The following is an 18,673-nucleotide window of genomic DNA, read 5'->3' as shown; positions in this document are numbered from 1 at the left end:
TCCATAAAAAAACCTCACATAAAATATATGTGAGGTGCCTGAGTCTAGGTTTATTATTATATTTTTCTATTTATTATTATGCTTAAAATTTATAGCTATAACCTAAAGTGTAAACAAAAGGATTAATATCTAGATCAAACTTGTAGTTAGCAATTGATGGATCAATTGTTACTTCAGGACTAATATCAGCATAACGTACATCTACAAATACACCCCAGTTTTTAGCATCAGCAGGTTGGAAATTAAAACCAACTTGACCTGCCACGCCAAAATCTTCTTTAACTTTTACTGCCGCCCCTTCTTCATCCCAAGGAATAAATGCTGTAGCACCAATACCAATATACGGTGTGAAACGAGTCGAATTTTTAAAATGATATTTTGCAGTAATTGTTGGTGGTAATTGTTTTATACGTGCTGCATTTTTACCATCTAGCAATACATCATGATTAATAGGTGTTGCTAATAATAATTCTGCAGAAAATGGAGATTGACCAAAAAAGTATTCTACAGATGGTGTAAATGCATATTCATGATCTGCTTTTACCACGCCTAAAGGTGTTGTTGTATCTTCTGATGGAGCAATAACGCTACCACCAAATTTCACTTGCCAGTTACCAGCAAAAGTAAAAGAAGACATCCCCATTAATGCAATAACCAAAGCTTTTTTGAACACTTTAATATCTCCAACCTTATTTATATTTATAATAAACATTTATTTTAAAACCATGCAATACTCATTATAAAATTATTTTATAGTTTATTTTTAAACTACTGTTTTAAATAAAATTATATATTATCCAACTATTTTAATAGGTTTTTATTCCAACCTCATTAATCAAGATTATTTTATATTACCAACCATTTTAATATACTTTTAAATTCCGAGTATTTTAATATAATTTATTTTGAATACATGTTTTATTTAGACAATAAAAAACCTTCTTAATTTAAATCTAAAGATCATTATTAAGAAGGTTTCCACTTTAATATTTTATAAAAACTTTATAAAACCATTGCAGCGATCCAGCCAAAAATTAATAGCGGAATATTAAAGTGAATAAAGGTAGGTACGACTGTATCCCAAATATGGTCATGTTGCCCATCTACCCCTAAACCAGCTGTTGGCCCTAAGGTTGAGTCAGAGGCTGGCGATCCAGCATCACCTAATGCTGCTGCTGTACCAATAAGTGCAATCGTTGCTAATGGTGAGAAACCAAACTGCACACATAAAGGCACATAAATAACAGCTAATACAGGAACACTTGAGAAAGATGAACCAATACCAATTGTCACAAATAAGCCAATACAAAGCATTAAGAATGCTGCAAGCGCGCGGTTATCTCCAATAATCTCAACTACACCATTTACTAACTGATTAATATCACCAGTATGAGTCATTACTGAGGCGAAACCGGCAGCAGAAATCATGATAAAGCCTACTAAAGCCATCATTCGCATGCCTTGTACAAAGACATCATCTGCATCTTGCCATTTAAAAATTCCGGCAGTAGATAGAACAGCAAAACCGACTAAACCACCCAGAATCATCGAACCTGAATACAGCTGCGCAGCGAGCGTTAAACCAATTGCAAGCAGTGCCATCAAGATTGTTTTCTTTGCAATAACTGGTGCTTGCTCTGCTTCATGCTTTAACTCTTCAGCATCTGCTTTTAAGTCAGCTGTTTCATCTTGGGTAGTTGCGCGAAGAGGTTTATCTAAATCAATGGTGGTCACAGGTGTAATCGCACGATCAGCATAAATTCTTGGCTTACGATAGCTAATAAATACAGCAACCAAGGTGCCTAAAACCATACCCAAAACAGGAATAGCCATGCCAATTGGCATCATTGCCCGATCAACATGTAAGCCGTACGCTGCCCCAATTTTGTTGATATTTCCCATCAGAATCTGTTCAAGGAAAATTGCACCAAATCCAACTGGAAGAAAAATATAAGTACCTACCAAACCTAGCGTAAGTACACAGGCGGCGGCGCGGCGGTCTAATTTTAAATGGTTCATTACCCGTAATAGTGGCGGAACCAGTACAGGAATAAAGGCAATATGAACTGGAATAAGGTTTTGAGAGAAAATAGCAGAAATTAATAAAATACCTAAGAGGAGATATTTCACTTTAGTCTGACGGCTTTTCCCAGCTTCCATTCCCAATAAACCAATCAGCTTATGGGCAAGTAAATCAGGTAAACCAGATTTTGATAGAGCCAGAGCAAATGCCCCTAACACTGCATAGGCAAGTGCAACTTCAGCACCATCGCCAAGACCAGCGTTAAAAGCTTCAACGGTTTGAGAAAGGCTTAAACCTGCTACGAGGCCGCCCACAATGGCAGAAACCACTAAAGTCAGTACGACAGAAACGCGCGCCAGTGATAATAAGAACATCACTGCAATCGCAATAACGACAGCATTCATGAATAAGTTCAGAGCAAAACAAAAGGCGATATTCTAGCAGATTCATATCTATGAAGCCGAAAATATCGCCGAATTAACAGTTTTATGCAGTTATTTCACTGTTAAGTTTGAGCTTTAATAAACTCACGAATATGAGTTGCTATTTTCTCTGGCTCACTCAGAATTGCCCAGTGATTTGCTTCAAGCTCTACATATTCAAATTTTTCAACCCACTTTGGCATAGCCTCAGTGATGTATTCTGGGCTTACAAAAGTATCATATTTTAAAATAACCGCTTTTACTGGGCACTGTGCATAACGTTGGCGTGGGCCAGTTAAGCGAGGAATAAAATTGGCACGATATAAATTAATGCCATATTTTCCATCAGCATTAATATTATTATTTAAAGGTAAATTACTTTTCCTTTCTAGCTGAGTAAGAACTTTACCCCATTTTTCTGGGCTAAATAGAGACCATACTATGGGTGCTAATAACGGAAGATGGAATGCCCCGATATACCAAGATTTGGTTAATATTTTTAAGATTTGAGCTGGTGAAGATTTAAATTTATCACGTAAAAATAAAGCGGCATGATCAAGACATGGTCCAGAAATGGTGGTGTATGATAATAAACGACCTTTGAGCTTAGGCTCAGTGACCGATTCCCAAGACTGAATTGATCCCCAATCATGTGCAGCCATATGGAATTGACGATTTAGTAATAACTCATCAACAACTTCTTGGAGATCTAGAGATAAACGCTCTAAACGATAATCACGTATACGTTTTGGTATAGATGACAAACCAGCTCCACGCACATCGTAAGTAACAATATAGAAGTCATTGATCAAATGCTCAATGATTGATTCCCATACTTCTTGATTGTCTGGATAGCCATGTACTAAAACTAAGGGAGTATTTTTTTCGTCACCCCATGTTTTAGCACAAAGCGTTTGTTGATCACTTGTTGTTACTGTATGAACTTTTGGCTGCATAATCATTTCCTATCTTGTTTTTCAATCGATCATGTCGTTAGTCGGATAGAGCATTGCCATCAATATAAAAAAGATGATACTTATCTAGTATGAATACTGTTGCAATAAAAAAAATTGACTATTATGGGTATTTTAAGAAGACTTCAGAACAATCCTACGATTTCAAAATTTCTATTTAATCACTACCCCCCTTATCGTGGGGCGGGGATTTATATTGAAATCATGAATTTAGAACTTTGCCATGTGCGGGTAAAGATGCCGCTGACTTGGAAAAACCAAAATTTAGTCGGTACACATTTTGGTGGAAGCCTTTATTCAATGGTTGACCCATTTTATATGATGATTCTTATGCATCATCTCGGATCAAAGTATATTGTTTGGGATAAAGCAGCTGAAATTAATTTTCTTTCCCCAGGACGCAGTACAGTATATGCAGATATTCGAGTTGATTTAGCTGAAATAGAACAAATTCGTGAACTTGCCGAGAACTATGAACCTGTTTTAAGAACTTATCATCTAAACATTTTTGATGAATCTGGGGTAAGAATTGCAGAGGTTCAGAAAACGCTTTATATCAGACGTAAAAAAGCAAAACCTTTTCCTCAATAAAAATAAGCGCTAAAAGCGCTTATTTTTTTATTTGTTAATTTTTTATCTTTTCTCTTCAATCGCTGCACCAGCACCACCACCGATTGCACCGCCAATTGCAGCACCAGAGTCACCACCAATCAGTGCTTTACCTACGACTGAACCGATACCAGCACCAATCGCACTCTTAGTCGTTGTCTGTTTACTGCCGCCTTGGGTATTAGAACCTACGCCTGCACCTACCGCTGCGCCTAAGCCTGCACCAATACCTCCACCTACATGGTTACCTAAACCACCACCAAGTGCTCCACCTGCTGCTGCTGCACCAATACGTTGGTCAGATGGGCTCATATTTTGGCAGCCTGTGAACATAAGTGTAGACAACATTAAAGCAGAAACTAATCCAATTGTTTTTTTCATGACCGTTCTCACAATGATCTGTTCTAGAGAAAAGAATAATCCCCTTTTATGAGGAATTTGATCAGATTGTGTTATCCGTCTGTCCTAATCGATTGATATTTTGTAAAGCTCTGGCTTTTATATTTATTAAGCAAAATTTTAATTATAAAAAAGAAGTCTTTAATCACATAAAGACTTCTATAGTTTAACAATTATTAAGGATACTTTTAGTACTTCCCTTTCTTCTCTTCATAGGCTGCACCGGCACTACCACCCAATGCTCCACCTGTAGCAGCACCAGCGTCACCACCAATAATTGCTCCACCTAATACAGCGCCGACACCAGCACCAATTGCACTATTACGTACGGTTTTACTGCTAGACCCTTTTGCATTAGCCGCAACACCTGCACCGAGTGCCGCTCCTAGACCTGCACCTATATTACCGCCCACGTGTTTTCCTACTGCACCACCTGCACCACCACCAATAGCAGCTGAACCAATACGTTGACTTTCTGGGCTTGCATTCTGACAACCAACAAACAAAGTTGTAGACATCAGGCCAACACTAACAATCATCATCATTTTTTTCATTAGATTTACTCCAGTCTTCATAAGCAGGTAGCCTAGTGTGTTTTTGTGGAGTATTTATCCCGCTTAAGTAATAAAATAATGGCTCTTTAATATGTTTATGTAATTACAATTTAAAATTGTTATAAATAAATATAAATAAAAAAGGCACCCTAAGGTGCCTTTTTTAGTGCCAGTCTAAACTTAGAATTGTTCAGAGTTTAATGCTTGGCTAAATGCTTGGTCTACTTCGCTGAAGTCATTATGAAGCTCATGCTCTGCAGCTTCTGCTTCTTGACGACGACGCTCTAAGTGGTACGCAAGACCAGTACCTGCTGGAATCAAACGACCTACTACAACGTTTTCTTTCAAGCCACGTAAATCATCTTCTTTACCTGTTACAGCCGCTTCAGTTAACACACGAGTTGTTTCCTGGAACGATGCAGCAGAGATGAACGAGTCAGTAGAAAGCGATGCTTTCGTAATACCCATCAATTGACGTTCAAACTTCGCAGGGAACTTGTTCTGAGCCAAGACAGCTTGGTTCTCTTGAACAACGCGGATGTAATCCACTTGCTCGCCTTTAATGAAGCTTGTATCGCCGCCATCAGTGATATCAACTTTACGCAACATTTGACGTACGATAACTTCAATGTGCTTATCGTTGATTTTTACACCTTGGAGACGGTAAACGTCTTGAACTTCGTTCACGATGTAGTTAGTTAATGCAACTTCACCTTTCAAACGCAAGATATCATGTGGGTTTTGTGGACCATCAGAAATAGTCTCACCACGGTTCACATGCTCGCCTTCGAATACGTTGATTTGACGCCATTTTGGAATCAATTCTTCGTAAATCTCAGAACCATCATCAGGAGTAATTACCAAACGGTTTTTACCCTTAGTCTCTTTACCAAAGCTTACAACACCTGATACTTCAGCAAGAATTGCATGCTCTTTTGGCTTACGCGCTTCGAACAAGTCAGCTACACGCGGAAGACCACCGGTAATATCACGAGTACGTGATGTTTCTTGTGGTACACGACCAATAACGTCACCCACACCAATCGTTTCGCCATCACGGACAGTTACGATTGTATTTTGTGGCAAGAAGTAGAACTGTTCGCCACCATCTGTTGTATCCAACACGATTGCAGGACGTAAATCTTTACCAGAAGCAGGACGAGCTGTTACAGGCAAGATTTCAACAGTAGTCATACCAGTTGCATCATCAGTTTTCGATGTTGCAGTTACGCCATCAGCGATTTGGCTGAAACGCGCTTTACCAGCAACTTCTGTTACCAATGGATGTGTATGCGGATCCCAAGTCGCTACGATACCGCCAGCTTCTACAGCTTCACCATCTTTCAACAAGATGCTTGCACCGTAAGGAAGTTTATAACGCTCGCGCTCACGACCTAAATCATCGGCAATACCAATTTCACCTGAACGTGAAACTGAAACCAAGTGACCTTTTGCATGTTGTACAGTTTTCACGTTATGGAAACGTACAGTACCTTTGTTACGTACTTGAACACTGTTCGCAGCAGAAGTTCGGCTCGCAGCACCACCAACGTGGAACGTACGCATCGTTAACTGTGTACCTGGCTCACCGATTGACTGTGCAGCCATTACACCAACTGATTCACCTGGGTTCACCAAGTGACCACGTGCAAGGTCACGTCCATAACAACGAGCACATACACCGAATGTTGATTCACATGCGATTACTGAGCGTACTTTAACTTCATCGACACCAGCTTCTTCAAGCTGAGCTGCGATTTTCTCGTCAATTAACGTACCGCGAGGTAATACAACTTCATCATCAGATGCACGACGTACGTCTTCAGCAGTTACACGACCTAATACGCGGTCACGTAATGGCTCGATGACATCACCACCCTGAATGAATGGAGTCATTACTAAACCACCCGCTGTACCACAGTCAGGTTCAGTAATTACCAAGTCTTGCGCTACGTCTACAAGACGACGAGTCAAGTAACCAGAGTTCGCAGTTTTCAATGCTGTATCGGCCAAACCTTTACGCGCACCGTGTGTTGAAATAAAGTACTGAAGTACTGTTAAACCTTCACGGAAGTTCGCTTTAATCGGAGTCTCAATAATTGAGCCATCCGGTTTTGCCATCAAACCACGCATACCAGCAAGCTGACGAATCTGTGCCGCACTACCACGGGCACCAGAGTCAGACATCATATAGATGCTGTTGAATGATTTTTGTTTCTCGTCTTCACCTTGTTTGTTTTTAACAAGTGTATAAGACAAGTTATCCATCATTGCTTTAGCAACTTGGTCGTTTGTACGTGCCCAGATATCGACAACTTTGTTATAACGCTCACCAGCAGTTACGAAACCTTGTTCGAACTGTTGTTCGATTTCACGAACTTCTGTTTCTGCTTTATCAATAATTGTGTGCTTAGTAGGTGGAATGAGCATGTCTTCCATACCTACAGATACACCTGAACGAGTCGCTTGACGGAAGCCCAAGTACATTAATTGGTCAGCAAAGATAACTGTATCTTTCAAACCAAGTTTACGGTAGCAAGAGTTGATCAATTTAGAGATGTTCTTTTTAGTCATCTCAAGGTTGATCATGTCAAAGCTTAAGCCTTGTGGAACAATTTCCCAAAGCAAACAACGACCAGGTGTTGTATCAACAATAATAGTTTGGTGTTCACGTTCACCATTTTCATTGATAACAGTTTGGTGTACACGTACTTTAACACGCGCATGGATCGCAACCTGACCAGTAGCAAGTGCACGGTTTACTTCATGAGTATCCGCGAACACCATGCCTTCACCTTTGGCATTTACAGCATCACGTGTGATGTAGTAAAGACCCAAGACAACGTCCTGAGAAGGAACAATGATTGGCTCACCGTTTGCTGGTGACAAGATGTTGTTTGTTGACATCATCAATGCACGAGCTTCTAACTGTGCTTCAAGTGTCAATGGAACGTGTACCGCCATTTGGTCACCATCGAAGTCGGCGTTAAACGCAGCACAAACGAGTGGGTGAAGACGGATTGCCTTACCTTCAATAAGAATAGGTTCAAATGCTTGAAGACCTAAACGGTGAAGTGTTGGCGCACGGTTCAACATTACTGGGTGTTGACGAATTACAGAAGCAAGAACGTCCCAAACTTCCGGAGTCTCACGCTCAACCATTTTCTTCGCAGCTTTAATGGTAGTTGCCTGACCTGAAGCTTGTAGTTTCGCGAAAATGAATGGCTTGAATAATTCAAGTGCCATTTTCTTCGGAAGACCACATTGGTGAAGACGTAAAGTAGGACCTACAGTAATTACCGAACGACCAGAATAGTCAACACGCTTACCTAATAAGTTCTGACGGAAACGACCTTGTTTACCTTTGATCATATCTGCCAAAGATTTTAATGGACGCTTGTTAGAACCAGTAATTGCACGACCACGACGACCGTTATCAAGCAATGCATCTACAGACTCTTGTAACATACGTTTTTCGTTACGTACGATGATATCTGGAGCAGCAAGGTCAAGAAGACGCTTCAAACGGTTGTTACGGTTAATGACACGACGGTATAAATCGTTCAAGTCAGAAGTCGCGAAACGACCACCTTCAAGTGGAACTAATGGACGTAAATCAGGTGGAAGTACCGGAAGTACATTCATCACCATCCATTCTGGCTTGTTGTTTGAATCTTTGAATGCTTCCATCAATTTCAAGCGTTTAGACGCTTTTTTCAACTTCGTTTCAGAAGTTGTTTGAGGAATTTCTTCACGTAAACGTGCGATTTCAGCTTCAAGATCGATATCTTTCAACAAGTCCTGAACCGCTTCTGCACCCATTTTCGCAGTGAATTCATCACCGTGTTCTTCAAGTGCATTGAAGTATTCTTCGTCTGTTAAAAGTTGATACTTTTCAAACGGAGTCATACCTGGGTCAGTTACAACGTATGATTCGAAATACAATACACGTTCGATATCACGAAGTGTCATATCTAATAATAAACCGATACGGCTCGGTAACGATTTTAAGAACCAGATATGTGCAACTGGAGAAGCAAGTTCAATGTGACCCATACGTTCACGACGAACTTTCGCTGTAGTTACTTCAACGCCACATTTTTCACAAATGACGCCTTTGTATTTCATACGCTTGTATTTACCACACAAGCATTCGTAATCTTTTACTGGACCAAAAATTTTGGCACAGAACAAACCGTCACGTTCAGGTTTAAAAGTACGGTAGTTAATTGTCTCAGGTTTTTTAACTTCACCATGAGACCATGACTTAATCATTTCTGGTGACGCAAGACCAATACGGATACGGTCAAACTCAATTGGTGCATGACCATCTGAGTCCGTTTTCTTACGCATGATATCGAGCAAGTCTTTCAATTTTTTTCTCCGTGTGTCGGGAAGCAACGCTTACCCGACTGGGTCACAAATATTGTTTTTACCTAAAAAATCGTGAGTCTTACGACTTAATCACCATTTTTCAGTTCAATGTTGATACCTAAAGAACGGATCTCTTTGGTCAATACGTTGAACGATTCAGGCATACCCGGATCCATATAATGGTTACCATCTACAATATTCTTATAGATGCGTGTACGACCTTCAACGTCATCCGACTTAACAGTTAACATCTCTTGGAGAGTATATGCTGCGCCGTAAGCTTCGAGTGCCCAGACCTCCATCTCACCGAAACGCTGACCACCGAATTGTGCTTTACCACCAAGCGGTTGCTGTGTAACAAGAGAGTAAGAGCCAGTTGAACGCGCATGCATCTTGTCATCAACCAAGTGGTTCAATTTGAGCATGTACATGTAACCTACAGTTACAGGACGATCAAACTGTTCACCAGTACGGCCATCAAACAATACTGTTTGACCTGTACGAGAGATACCAGCTAACTCAAGCAAGTCTTTAATTTGGCTTTCTTCAGCACCATCGAATACAGGAGTAGCTAAAGGTACACCTGCACGTAAGTTGCCTGAAAGTGCCAAGACTTCAGCATCAGTTAAGCTATCAAGATCTTCTTGCTCACCACCGACTTTGTTATAAATCTTGTCTAAGAATTCACGCAGTTCTAAAACTGTACGCTGTTCTTTCAACATTTTCTCGATTTTATCACCAAGCCCTTTAGCCGCCATACCTAAGTGAGTCTCAAGAATCTGCCCCACGTTCATACGAGATGGTACGCCCAACGGGTTCAATACGATATCTACTGGTACACCGTTAGCATCGTGTGGCATGTCTTCAACAGGTAAGATGTTAGATACAACACCCTTGTTACCGTGACGACCAGCCATCTTATCACCAGGCTGAATACGACGTTTAACAGCTAAGTAAACTTTAACAACTTTCAATACGCCAGTTGTTAATTCATCACCTGTTGCAAGCTTACGTTTCTTCTCAGCGAATTTCTCGTCAATTTCTGCGCTCTTTTCTTTTAAGAACACTTGAATTTGAGTTAAACGCTCAGCGATTGCTTCATCTGCCGGTTGAATTTCAAGTAAATCAACAAGCTCTAAACCAGATAACACTTCTTCAACGAGTTTGTCACCACGTTTAGTTGAACCACCGCCATTAGACTCTTGGCCTTTAAGCAAACGAATTACACGCTCACGAGCTGCTTCTTCAAAGATCTTGTATTCTTCTTTTAAGTCTTTACGGTAAGCATCAAGTTGTGCTTTTTCGATCGCCAATGCACGGTCATCTTTCTCTAAGCCATCACGAGTGAAGACTTGAACATCGATAACTGTACCTTTTGTACCAGATGGAACACGTAAAGATGAATCTTTAACGTCAGCTGCTTTCTCACCAAAGATTGCACGAAGCAATTTTTCTTCAGGAGTTAACTGAGTTTCACCTTTAGGCGTTACTTTACCAACAAGAATGTCACCTGCTGTAACTTCAGCACCGATATAAACGATACCTGATTCATCAAGTTTAGAAAGTGCAGCTTCACCAACGTTAGGAATATCGGCAGTAATTTCTTCTGCACCTAACTTAGTATCACGCGCTACACAAGATAATTCTTGAATATGAATAGAAGTTAAACGGTCTTCTTGAAGTACGCGCTCAGATAATAAGATCGAGTCTTCATAGTTGTAACCATTCCAAGTCATGAACGCAACGCGCATGTTTTGACCAAGCGCAAGCTCACCCATATCTGTAGACGGACCGTCTGCCAAGATATCACCGCGAGCAACTTTGTCGCCCAAATTCACGATAATATTTTGGTTGATACAAGTGTTTTGGTTAGAACGCGTATATTTAATGAGGTTGTAGATATCTACACCCGCCTCACCAGCAATCATTTCATCTTCGTTTACACGAATAACGATACGAGAAGCATCTACGTATTCAATTGCACCACCACGGTTTGCGATCACACACACACCTGAGTCACGTGCAACGTTCGCTTCCATACCTGTACCTACAAGCGGTTTATCCGCACGTAGAGTAGGAACTGCCTGACGTTGCATGTTTGAACCCATAAGCGCACGGTTCGCGTCATCGTGTTCAAGGAATGGAATAAGTGATGCAGCAACAGATACAACTTGCTGAGCAGAAACGTCCATATGCGTCACTTTTTCTGGTGGCATACGTACGAATTCACCTTGATGACGAACAGAAACAAATTCTTCTGTTAAGTTGCCATCTTTATCTACTGCAGAATCGGCCTGTGCAATAACAGTACCTACTTCTTCAATCGCAGAAAGATATTCAACTGCATCAGTTACTCGACCATCTACCACTTTACGGTAAGGTGTTTCCAAGAAACCGAAGTCATTTGCTTTTGCATATACTGAAAGCGAGTTGATCAAACCAATGTTTGGACCTTCAGGCGTTTCAATTGGACATACACGACCATAGTGAGTTTGATGTACGTCACGGACTTCAAAGCCCGCGCGTTCACGTGTTAAACCACCAGGCCCAAGCGCTGATACACGACGTTTATGCGTAATCTCAGATAATGGGTTGTTTTGGTCCATGAACTGAGATAATTGGCTTGAACCAAAGAATTCTTTGATTGCAGCTGCAACTGGTTTAGCGTTAATTAGATCTTGTGGAGACAAGTTATCTGTTTCTGCTTGGCTTAAACGTTCTTTAACAGCACGTTCAACACGTACCAAACCAACACGGAATTGGTTTTCAGTCATTTCACCAACAGAACGTACACGACGGTTACCCAAGTGATCGATATCGTCGACTTCACCTTTACCGTTACGGATTTCAACTAATGTACGTAATACATCAATGATATCTTCGTGCGATAAAATACCTTCTACTTCACGTGACTTCTGGTCAGTACCAACTTCATATGGACGACCTAAACGACGGTTGAACTTCATACGACCTACTGGAGATAAGTCATAACGCTCAGAAGAGAAGAATAAGTTATTGAATAAGTTTTCAGCAGCTTCTTTTGTTGGCGGCTCGCCTGGACGCATTACTTTATAAATTTCAACTAATGCTTCTTCACGGCCAGCTGTTGTATCTGCACGTAATGTGTCAGCAACAAACGAACCACGGTCAATATCGTTCGTAAACAAGATATTGAACTGTTTAACACCACCTTCTGCTAGTTTCACCATAACTTCATGGCTTAACAAAGTATTCGCAGCAATTACTTCACCATCACGCAAAGTAATATTTTCAGCAGTGATACGCTCATATAAGTATTCATCAGGAACTGAAAGTTTTGTTAAACCAGCAGCTTCCATTTGACGTACATGACGAGCATTAATACGTTTACCTTGCTCAACAATAACTTTACCGTCATTGTCAGCAATATCAAATTGAGCCATTTCCCCACGTAAACGTTCAGGTACTAGGTCAATCTGGTAACTGCCCATGTCAAGATACACAGGTACTTTTTCATAGAACAAATTCAAGATTTGTTCGTTGTTATAACCTAGTGCACGTAACACAACAGTAGCAAGTAATTTACGACGACGGTCAATACGTACGTAAACTAAGTCTTTTGCATCAAATTCGAAGTCTAACCATGAACCACGGTAAGGAATGATACGTGCTGAATACAACACTTTACCACTTGAGTGGGTTTTACCTTTGTCGTGATCAAAGAAAACGCCTGGTGAACGATGTAATTGAGATACGATTACACGCTCAGTACCATTAATGACGAATGTACCGTTTTCAGTCATGAGTGGAATTTCACCCATATAGACTTCTTGTTCTCGTACGTCTTTAATTGATTTAGTTTCGCGATCTTTAATAATCAAACGAATTTTAACGCGCATTGGTGCCGCATAAGTCGAACCACGAAGAATACATTCGCGTACATCGAACTCAGGTTTACCAAGGCTATACTCAACAAATTCTAAAGCAGCATTGCCAGAATAACTTTCGATAGGAAAAACTGAACGAAATGCGGCTTGGAGACCGATATCTTCGCGGTTTTTTGGAGTTTTGCCATCTTGCAAGAATGTTCTGTACGAATCGACCTGAATCGATAGTAAGTACGGTGCATCCATTACTTGGGGCAATTTACCAAAATTCTTACGGATCCGTTTCTTTTCGGTATATGAGTATGCCATCTGGAGTCCTCGGAAAGTAAACCAAGCCCGCCTGCAGAACGGGCTCAGAAGGAATTACGCAGGCCGATATGGCCACCACTGTTTACAAATGCTGCAATTTTTAGTGGTATAAAAACGCTTAACAATATTTTTAAAAAAGAAAAATATTGGTAAACATTTGAAATTACTTGTTTTATTTGAATTTTCTAAAAAACAAACAAAACTAACAAAAATCGAGCCGATTATTGTAACGCAAAAAGGCTGATGACCCAAGAGCCATCAGCCATTTTATGGAGCCGATTTAAAAACCGACTCCTTTTACAATTACTTAAGTGTAACTGTAGCACCAGCTTCTTCAAGTTTCTTCTTAAGTTCTTCGCCTTCTTCTTTAGAAACGCCTTCTTTAAGAACTTGAGGAGCACCTTCAACTAGGTCTTTAGCTTCTTTAAGACCAAGGCCAGTTGCTTCACGAACTGCTTTAATTACAGCTACTTTGTTAGCACCGAAAGAAGTCAACTCAACGTTGAATTCAGATTGTTCTTCAGCAGCAGCAGCAGCGCCACCAGCTGGAGCAGCAACAGCAACAGCTGCAGCTGAAACGTTGAATTTCTCTTCGAAAGCAGAAATTAATTCAACAAGTTCAAGAACAGTTTTTTCAGCAACTGCGTTTAAGATTTCTTCGTTAGTTAAAGCCATGAGAATAACTCCAAATGGATATTGAATGGTGTTTAAAATTGATTAAGCAGCTTCTGACTCGTTTTTCTCTTTGAGCGCTGTAATAAGGCGACCCAATTTCGAAATAGGAGCTTGAAGGACAGAGGCAAGCATAGTAAGAGCTTTCTCTTGGTTCGGAAGGTTTGCAATTACGCTAACGTCAGCACCTTGATAAACTTTGCCGTCAAATGCAGCAGCTTTTAACTCAAATGCTTTGTTAGTTTTAGCAAAATCTTCGAACAAACGTGCAGCTGCACCCATGTCATCTTCAGAAGTTGAAAAACCTAGAATTGTTGGACCAACAAGGTTGTCATTCAAGATATTGAATTGAGTATCTTGAAGTGCGCGCTTAGCCAAAGTGTTACGTACAATACGTGTAGAAACACCTAACTTACGAGCTTCAACACGAAGTGTTGTTAATTGCTCTACGCTTAAGCCTTGGTAGTCAGCAACAACGGCTGCAAACGCCTTAGAAGCAACTTCACTTACTTCCGCAACGATCTGTTTTTTGTCTTCAATAAGAAGAGCCATTGTAAAACCTCCTAAGGTGATTTATGTACCCAATGGGCACACTCCCAATTCGTAAGCCTTTCGACTTACACGCGGAGGAGGAACAAATCACACCACCGCGTCTACGCAGGCTGGTTTATTAAGAAAAGTGCTATTCGAAAATGACATCTCTTCGCCTGAGGTCTTTGACGCTGATAAATTCTCATTTATCAATTCAAAGTCCGCCTGACGGGTAAGGGATAGAGCTTTGCTCCACCCAACCAAATAGAAAATATTTCTATTTAAGTTCTGTCCCCAATCAGGACTTTAAAATTCTTTACTAAGTCTAGACTTAGTTAGAAACGTTGTTTACATCAACAGTAAGACCAGGACCCATAGTTGAGCTCAAAGTGATCTTTTTGATGTATACACCTTTAGAAGTTGCAGGTTTTAACTTTTTCAAGTCAGCAACTAAAGTTTCAACGTTTTGACGGATAGCAGCAGCATCAAAGCCTAATTGACCGATCGCAGCATGGATAATACCCGCTTTATCTACACGGTAACGAGCCTGACCAGATTTAGCGTTTTTAACAGCATTCGCTACGTCAGGAGTTACAGTACCAACTTTAGGGTTTGGCATTAAACCACGTGGACCAAGAATTGTACCGAGCTTACCAACAACACGCATAGCGTCAGGAGCAGCGATTACAACATCAAAGTCAAGGTTTCCACCTTGGATGCTTTCAGCAAGGTCATCAAAACCTACAACATCAGCACCAGCTTCTTTAGCAGCTTCTGCTTGCGCGCCTTGAGCAAATACAGCTACACGTACAGTTTTACCAGTACCTGCAGGTAATGTAGTTGCGCCACGAACAACCTGGTCAGATTTACGTGGGTCTACACCAAGATTTACAGCTACATCCAAAGATTCTTTGAACTTTGCAGCAGGTAGGCTGTTAAGAACTTGTACTGCTTCTTCCAAAGTGTAAACTTTGTTTGCTTCAACAGCAGCAGCAATGGCTTTTTGACGTTTAGTTAACTTTGCCATGTCTTATAGCTCCACTTCCAAGCCCATAGAACGTGCAGAACCAGCGATGGTACGAACACGTGCGTCTAAATCAGCACCAGTTAAATCTGGTTCTTTAGTAGTCGCAATTTCTTCTAACTGAGCACGAGTCAACTTACCAACTTTAGTTTTGTTTGGTACAGATGAACCCTTTTGAATACCAGCAGCTTTCTTAAGAAGAATAGAAGCTGGAGGAGTTTTCATGATAAATGTGAACGACTTGTCGTTGTACACAGTAATCACTACAGGAATTGGAAGACCTGGTTCAACTTTTTGTGTAGCAGCATTGAATTCTTTACAGAATGCCATGATGTTTACACCACGTTGACCTAACGCAGGACCAATTGGTGGAGATGGATTTGCTTTACCAGCTGGAACTTGCAGCTTGATATAGCCGTCAATCTTCTTAGCCATTTTAAAATACCTCTGGGTACAAACGCCGCTAGGCTCCCCAATCTTTACGCAACACTACTGTTACAACAACAATGCCCGATAAAATCGGGCGCTTTTCAACCAATTGAGATTAAATCGTTTTTTCGACTTGGCGAAACTCGAGTTCAACCTGAGTTGGTCGATTAAATACATTAATCGTCAACGTTAAACGTGACTTATCGTATTGAACTTCTTCCACCACACCTTTAAAGTCTGTGAATGGACCGTCAATAACAAGTAATTCTTCACCTGGCTCAAACATCGTTTTAGGACGTGGCGCTTCACCAGTATTACGTACACGCGCAAGAATCGCATCTGCTTCACGTTGAGTGATTGGTGCTGGTTTTTCAGGTGTACCACCGATAAAACCTAGAACCTTTGGACATTCTTTAACGATATGCCAAGTATCATCATTCATTTCCATTTCGACTAACACATAGCCAGGAAAGAATTTACGCTCAGATTTACGTTTCTTACCATCCTTCATTTCTACCACTTCTTCGGTAGGAACAAGGACATCACCAAAGCTATCGGCAACAGCGCTACGCTGGATTCGTTCTGTAAGTGAACGCATCACTTGTTTTTCATAGCCAGAGTAGGCATGAATAATGTACCAACGTTTCATAGCTCTTTTACCCGATAATCAACTTAATTAACCAACCCAAACCATAGTCAAAGCACCATAAAACCAATGATGCGACAACTACAACCAATAGAACCTGCCACGATGTAGTGACTGTTTCTTGTTTTGTTGGCCAAGTTACTCGACGCAATTCGACTCGTGCATCTTTTAGCAAGTGAACGAAGCCTTTACCTTGATGGGTGGCGTATAATAAACCTAAAGCCACAACGATACAAGCAAAAATTGCCCCAACGCGCACCCAAACATTATTTGCAGGTGCCCAATACGCTGGCAAATGCTGATTCACCATGGTAGCTAAAAGCAACAATGCTATTGCTATCACCCATAGAACAATATCTAAAGGCGAACCAGAACGAACAACTTCAGCAGAATTATTTCTTTGAGGAATTGGCGCGTCGCTCAATGCGTCACGCGATTTATCATTCGACATTTTTGTACTCGTCGTAGAACTCGCGACTTATTATATGAACAACTAAGCCAGCATCAAGCTTTTTATTTCAAAATATGGCAGGTCAGGAGGGACTCGAACCCCCAACATTCGGTTTTGGAGACCGACGCTCTACCAATTGAACTACTGACCTATAATGCAAGTTGAGAGCCAAAGCCCTCAACCTGAGACGTAATCCGTCACTATAATATGCTTATGCAGTTACTTTCGCAACAACACCAGCACCTACAGTACGACCACCTTCACGGATCGCAAAACGTAGACCTGGGTCCATTGCGATTGGGTGGATTAATTCTACTGACATTTCAACGTTGTCGCCTGGCATAACCATTTCAACGCCGTCTTGTAATTGGATTGCACCAGTTACGTCAGTTGTACGGAAGTAGAACTGTGGACGGTAACCATTTAAGAATGGAGTGTGACGACCACCTTCTTCTTTAGAAAGTACGTATACTTCTGCGTCGAATTTAGTGTGCGGCTTGATTGTACCTGGTTTAGCAAGTACTTGACCACGTTGTACGTCTTCACGCTTAGTACCACGAAGTAAGATACCACAGTTCTCACCTGCACGGCCTTCGTCAAGAAGTTTACGGAACATTTCTACGCCAGTTACAGTTGTTTTAACTGTATCTTTAATACCAACGATCTCTACTTCTTCACCAACTTTAACGATACCAGCTTCTACACGGCCTGTTACTACAGTACCACGACCAGAAATTGAGAATACGTCTTCGATTGGCATTAAGAACGCTTTGTCGATAGCACGTTCTGGTTCTGGGATGTAAGAGTCAAGCGCTTCAACAAGAGCAAGAACTGAAGACTCACCATATTGACCAGCATCGCCTTCCAACGCTTTAAGCGCAGAACCACGGATAACTGGAGTGTCATCACCAGGGAAGTCATAAGTAGAAAGAAGTTCACGAACTTCCATTTCTACTAATTCAAGTAATTCTTCATCATCAACAAGGTCACACTTGTTCAAGAATACGATGATGTAAGGTACACCAACCTGACGAGAAAGAAGGATGTGTTCACGAGTTTGTGGCATTGGACCGTCAGTCGCAGCACACACAAGGATCGCGCCGTCCATCTGAGCAGCACCAGTAATCATGTTTTTAACGTAATCGGCGTGGCCCGGGCAGTCAACGTGCGCGTAGTGACGAATTGGAGAATCGTATTCTACGTGTGAAGTATTAATTGTAATACCACGTGCTTTTTCTTCAGGTGCTGAGTCGATTTGTGAGTAATCTTTCGCTTCACCGCCGTAAGTTTTTGCACAGATAGTTGCAATCGCAGCAGTTAAAGTTGTTTTACCATGGTCAACGTGACCGATTGTGCCCACGTTTACGTGTGGCTTATTACGTTCAAACTT

The 18,673-nt window shown here is 41.0% G+C and carries 15 protein-coding genes and 1 tRNA gene; 1 reads left to right on the top strand and 15 read right to left on the bottom strand.

The features are described 5' to 3' along the window. Positions 1–82 precede the first annotated feature (82 nt). From ACO6UW_RS02085 to ACO6UW_RS02075, 3 genes are all read right to left on the bottom strand, one after another. On the bottom strand, positions 83–673 hold the full coding sequence (locus ACO6UW_RS02085) for an OmpW/AlkL family protein (RefSeq protein WP_057077303.1): 591 nt from the start codon (positions 671–673) through the stop codon (positions 83–85). A gap of 329 nt (positions 674–1,002) precedes the next feature. After that, complete coding sequence (locus ACO6UW_RS02080; RefSeq protein WP_032005724.1) at positions 1,003–2,427, bottom strand: Na+/H+ antiporter family protein; 1,425 nt, start codon at positions 2,425–2,427, stop codon at positions 1,003–1,005. Between the two features lie 101 nt (positions 2,428–2,528). Next, positions 2,529–3,407: an alpha/beta fold hydrolase gene (locus tag ACO6UW_RS02075; RefSeq protein ID WP_078210131.1), complete on the bottom strand. Its 879-nt coding sequence runs from the start codon at positions 3,405–3,407 to the stop codon at positions 2,529–2,531. 117 nt (positions 3,408–3,524) lie between these two features. Here ACO6UW_RS02075 and ACO6UW_RS02070 point away from each other — a divergent pair, with 117 nt between their 5' ends. Continuing rightward, positions 3,525–4,010, top strand: a complete 486-nt coding sequence (locus ACO6UW_RS02070; RefSeq protein WP_348891798.1) for a DUF4442 domain-containing protein — start codon at positions 3,525–3,527, stop codon at positions 4,008–4,010. A gap of 42 nt (positions 4,011–4,052) precedes the next feature. Here ACO6UW_RS02070 and ACO6UW_RS02065 read toward each other — a convergent pair whose 3' ends face one another. From ACO6UW_RS02065 to tuf, 12 genes are all read right to left on the bottom strand, one after another. Beyond that, positions 4,053–4,409: a hypothetical protein gene (locus tag ACO6UW_RS02065; protein ID WP_002115127.1), complete on the bottom strand. Its 357-nt coding sequence runs from the start codon at positions 4,407–4,409 to the stop codon at positions 4,053–4,055. Between the two features lie 206 nt (positions 4,410–4,615). After that, positions 4,616–4,981 (bottom strand): hypothetical protein, encoded by a 366-nt coding sequence (locus tag ACO6UW_RS02060; RefSeq protein ID WP_005065793.1) that lies wholly within the window; start codon positions 4,979–4,981, stop codon positions 4,616–4,618. Between the two features lie 180 nt (positions 4,982–5,161). Further along, positions 5,162–9,355, bottom strand: coding sequence for a DNA-directed RNA polymerase subunit beta' (gene rpoC / locus ACO6UW_RS02055; protein ID WP_002114988.1), 4,194 nt, complete (start codon positions 9,353–9,355; stop codon positions 5,162–5,164). Between the two features lie 86 nt (positions 9,356–9,441). After that, positions 9,442–13,530: a DNA-directed RNA polymerase subunit beta gene (rpoB, locus tag ACO6UW_RS02050; protein ID WP_002114857.1), complete on the bottom strand. Its 4,089-nt coding sequence runs from the start codon at positions 13,528–13,530 to the stop codon at positions 9,442–9,444. 303 nt (positions 13,531–13,833) lie between these two features. Beyond that, a complete protein-coding gene (rplL, locus tag ACO6UW_RS02045) occupies positions 13,834–14,205 on the bottom strand; it encodes a 50S ribosomal protein L7/L12 (protein ID WP_001229360.1) in 372 nt (123 codons plus the stop codon). 42 nt (positions 14,206–14,247) lie between these two features. After that, on the bottom strand, positions 14,248–14,754 hold the full coding sequence (gene rplJ, locus ACO6UW_RS02040; protein ID WP_002115099.1) for a 50S ribosomal protein L10: 507 nt from the start codon (positions 14,752–14,754) through the stop codon (positions 14,248–14,250). A gap of 310 nt (positions 14,755–15,064) precedes the next feature. After that, complete coding sequence (gene rplA / locus ACO6UW_RS02035) at positions 15,065–15,760, bottom strand: 50S ribosomal protein L1 (protein ID WP_005065788.1); 696 nt, start codon at positions 15,758–15,760, stop codon at positions 15,065–15,067. Positions 15,761–15,763: 3 nt separating this feature from the next. Continuing rightward, complete coding sequence (rplK, locus tag ACO6UW_RS02030; RefSeq protein ID WP_001074682.1) at positions 15,764–16,192, bottom strand: 50S ribosomal protein L11; 429 nt, start codon at positions 16,190–16,192, stop codon at positions 15,764–15,766. A 109-nt stretch (positions 16,193–16,301) separates the two neighbouring features. Further along, entirely contained in the window at positions 16,302–16,835 is a 534-nt protein-coding gene (gene nusG, locus ACO6UW_RS02025; protein WP_002115092.1) for a transcription termination/antitermination protein NusG, read from the bottom strand. A gap of 7 nt (positions 16,836–16,842) precedes the next feature. Continuing rightward, positions 16,843–17,283, bottom strand: a complete 441-nt coding sequence (secE, locus tag ACO6UW_RS02020) for a preprotein translocase subunit SecE (RefSeq protein ID WP_284108791.1) — start codon at positions 17,281–17,283, stop codon at positions 16,843–16,845. Between the two features lie 75 nt (positions 17,284–17,358). Then, positions 17,359–17,434: transfer RNA gene (locus ACO6UW_RS02015), tRNA-Trp, on the bottom strand. A gap of 60 nt (positions 17,435–17,494) precedes the next feature. After that, positions 17,495–18,673 (bottom strand): elongation factor Tu (tuf, locus tag ACO6UW_RS02010; protein ID WP_017399900.1); only part of this gene is annotated, 1,179 nt, incomplete at its 5' end.

It is taken from the genome of Acinetobacter sp. JADD-222 (genome assembly GCF_049310645.1).
This window is presented reverse-complemented; position numbering and strand designations above follow the sequence as displayed.